Annotated in this window: 3 protein-coding genes; 2 read left to right on the forward strand and 1 reads right to left on the reverse strand. The window is 70.5% G+C overall.

The features are described 5' to 3' along the window. The coding region (locus CCN44_RS36635; protein WP_143650243.1) for a glycosyltransferase 87 family protein at nt 1–633 on the forward strand (633 nt) is incomplete at its 5' end. Then, a complete protein-coding gene (locus tag CCN44_RS36640; RefSeq protein WP_143650246.1) occupies nt 597–926 on the forward strand; it encodes an SH3 domain-containing protein in 330 nt (109 codons plus the stop codon). The genes CCN44_RS36635 and CCN44_RS36640, both read left to right, overlap by 37 nt. 12 nt (nt 927–938) lie before the next feature. On the opposite strand, the gene CCN44_RS36645 is transcribed toward CCN44_RS36640, so the two are convergent. After that, nucleotides 939–2,585: a DNA repair helicase XPB gene (locus tag CCN44_RS36645; RefSeq protein ID WP_059255080.1), complete on the reverse strand. Its 1,647-nt coding sequence runs from the start codon at nt 2,583–2,585 to the stop codon at nt 939–941. Between the last annotated feature and the right edge of the window lie 254 nt (nt 2,586–2,839).

Below are 2,839 nucleotides of genomic sequence, written 5' to 3' on the forward strand. Positions count from 1 at the left end.
GGCCGGGTGCGGGAGGCGGCGACGGCGGTGGCGGCCTTCGCGGGGACGGTCGCGTTCGGCGCCGCGCTGCTGCCCGCCGCGAGCGCGGACTTCTGGACCCGGCGGCTGTACGAGACCGGCCGGGTGGGCAAGGCGTGGATCGTGGACAACCAGTCCCTGCGGGGGCTGCTCGCCCGGGCCCTGGGCGATCCGGCGCCGGGCCCGGCCTGGGCGCTCCCGGCGGCGGCGGTCGCGGTGGCGGGCCTGGCGCTGGCGGCCCGGGCCCGCCGGGACAGCCACGGCGTCCTGCTGACCGCGTTCACGGTCCTGCTGGTCTGCCCGATCAGCTGGACCCACCACTGGGTGTGGTGCGTGCCGCTGCTCGCCGTGCTGCTGACGGAGGGGCGCACCCGCACAGCCGCGCTGGTGGCCCTCGTCTTCACCGCCCGCACGATGTGGCTGGTGCCCCACGAGGGCGCCCTGGATCTGGAACTCCCCTGGTGGCAGCAGCCGTTGGCAGCCGCTTACCCCCTCCTGATGCTGGGGCTGCTGATCACGTATGACAGCATGATCGGCCGTAGTCCGATCCCTTCGAACGAGCAAACGGGGACATTGACATGGCTTTCTCGAAGCTTCCGCTCCGCAAGGCGGTGAGCGGTCTGACCGCCGCCACCGCACTCGCCGTCACCGCCACGCTGATGGCCGCGCCCAGCGCCTCGGCCGCCAACCCGCGCGGATGCAAGAACATCGCGGACCAGACCCGTCAGATCACGCGGTGGGGCGACACCGTCATGCGCAGCGGTCCCGGCGAGAACTACAAGAAGAAGAAGGTCCTCTTCACGGGCGACACGGTCCGCGTGTACTGCCGCGCCTACAAGAGCGGCACCTACTGGTACTACGGCAAGAACGGCAAGACCAAGGGCTACGTCGACGAGTACGCCTTCTAGAGGCGTACGCCTTTAGCGGCCCTCGGCCAGGATCTCGTCCGCGTCCACGATCCGGTAGGCGTACCCCTGCTCCGCCAGGAACCGCTGCCGGTGGGCGGCGAAGTCCTGGTCGATGGTGTCGCGGGCGACGACCGAGTAGAAGTGCGCCTGGTGGCCGTCGGCCTTGGGGCGCAGCACCCGGCCGAGCCGCTGGGCCTCCTCCTGCCGGGAGCCGAAGGTGCCGGACACCTGGATGGCGACCGTGGCCTCCGGCAGGTCGATGGAGAAGTTGGCGACCTTCGACACCACCAGCACGCTGATCTCGCCCTCGCGGAACGCGTCGAAGAGCTTCTCGCGCTGCGCGTTGGAGGTCTCGCCCTTGATCACCGGGGCGTTCAGGTGCTCGCCCAGCTCGTCCAGCTGGTCGATGTACTGGCCGATGACGAGGATCTGCTGCCCGGCGAACCGGCGGACGATCGCCTCGGTGACCTTCCGCTTGGTCTCGGTGGTCGCGCAGAAGCGGTACTTCTCCTCCGCCTCGGCGGTGGCGTACGCCAGCCGCTCGGAGTCGGTGAGGTTCACCCGGACCTCGACGCAGTCGGCGGGCGCGATGTAGCCCTGCGCCTCGATCTCCTTCCACGGGGCGTCGAACCTCTTGGGCCCGATGAGGGAGAACACGTCCGACTCACGGCCGTCCTCGCGCACCAGGGTGGCCGTGAGCCCCAGCCGCCGCCGCGCCTGGAGGTCGGCGGTGAACTTGAACACGGGCGCGGGCAGCAGGTGCACCTCGTCGTAGACGATCAGGCCCCAGTCCCGGGAGTCGAACAGCTCCAGGTGCGGGTAGACGCCCTTCCGCTTGGTCGTCAGCACCTGGTAGGTGGCGATGGTGACCGGGCGGATCTCCTTCTTCGTACCGCTGTACTCGCCGATCTCGTCCTCCGTCAGCGAGGTCCGCTTCACCAGCTCGTGCTTCCACTGCCGGGCGGAGACGGTGTTGGTGACGAGGATCAGCGTGGTCGACTTCGCCTGGGCCATGGACCCGGCGCCGACCAGGGTCTTCCCGGCGCCGCAGGGCAGGACGACGACGCCGCTGCCGCCGTGCCAGAAGTTCTCCACGGCCTGCTTCTGGTAGGGACGCAGCGCCCAGCCGTCCTCCAGCAGCTCGATCGGGTGCGCCTCGCCGTCGACGTACCCGGCGAGGTCCTCGGCCGGCCAGCCCAGCTTCAGCAACATCTGCTTGATCTGCCCCCGCTCGGAGGGGTGCACGGCCACGGTGTCCGGATCGATCCGGGCGCCGACCAGCGGGGCGATCCGCTTGGACTTCAGCACCTCCTCCAGCACCGGGCGGTCGGTGGTGGTGAGGACGAGTCCGTGCGCGGGGTGCTTGGTCAGGGTGAGGCGGCCGTAGCGGTCCATCGTCTCGGCGATGTCCACGAGCAGCGCGTGCGGGACGGGGTAGCGGCTGTACTGCACCAGGGCGTCGACGACCTGCTCGGCGTCGTGCCCGGCGGCGCGCGCGTTCCACAGGCCGAGCGGGGTGACCCGGTAGGTGTGGATGTGCTCGGGCGCCCGCTCCAGCTCGGCGAAGGGCGCGATCGCCCGACGGCAGTCGTCGGCCCGCTCGTGGTCGACTTCCAGGAGCAGGGTCTTGTCGGACTGGACGATCAGCGGACCATTCACGCGCGGCACACCCTTCCATAACGGCCAAACGTCCAGTGTGCCTCATGGACCGGGCAGGCCCGAAGGGCGCAAGATCGACGGTCTTGCGGGCGCCGGCTCAGGGCGCGGCCTGGACGACGAAGAGCTGGGCGTCCGCACCGGTGCAGGGTTCCACGACGACCTCGGCCCCCTCCTCGGTGCTCCCGTCCCGGATGCCGGCGCACTTCCCGCCCGGAACCTTGATCAGATAGCTGCGCCCGGCGGCCGTCCCGCTG

The sequence above is a fragment of the Streptomyces tricolor genome, from assembly GCF_002155905.1.
Taxonomy (GTDB): domain Bacteria; phylum Actinomycetota; class Actinomycetes; order Streptomycetales; family Streptomycetaceae; genus Streptomyces; species Streptomyces tricolor.

What these genes read in the sequence shown, in the direction of transcription:
- CCN44_RS36640 (WP_143650246.1), top strand. Translation starts at nt 597, where the DNA reads ATGGCTTTCTCGAAGCTTCCGCTCCGCAAGGCGGTGAGCGGTCTGACC.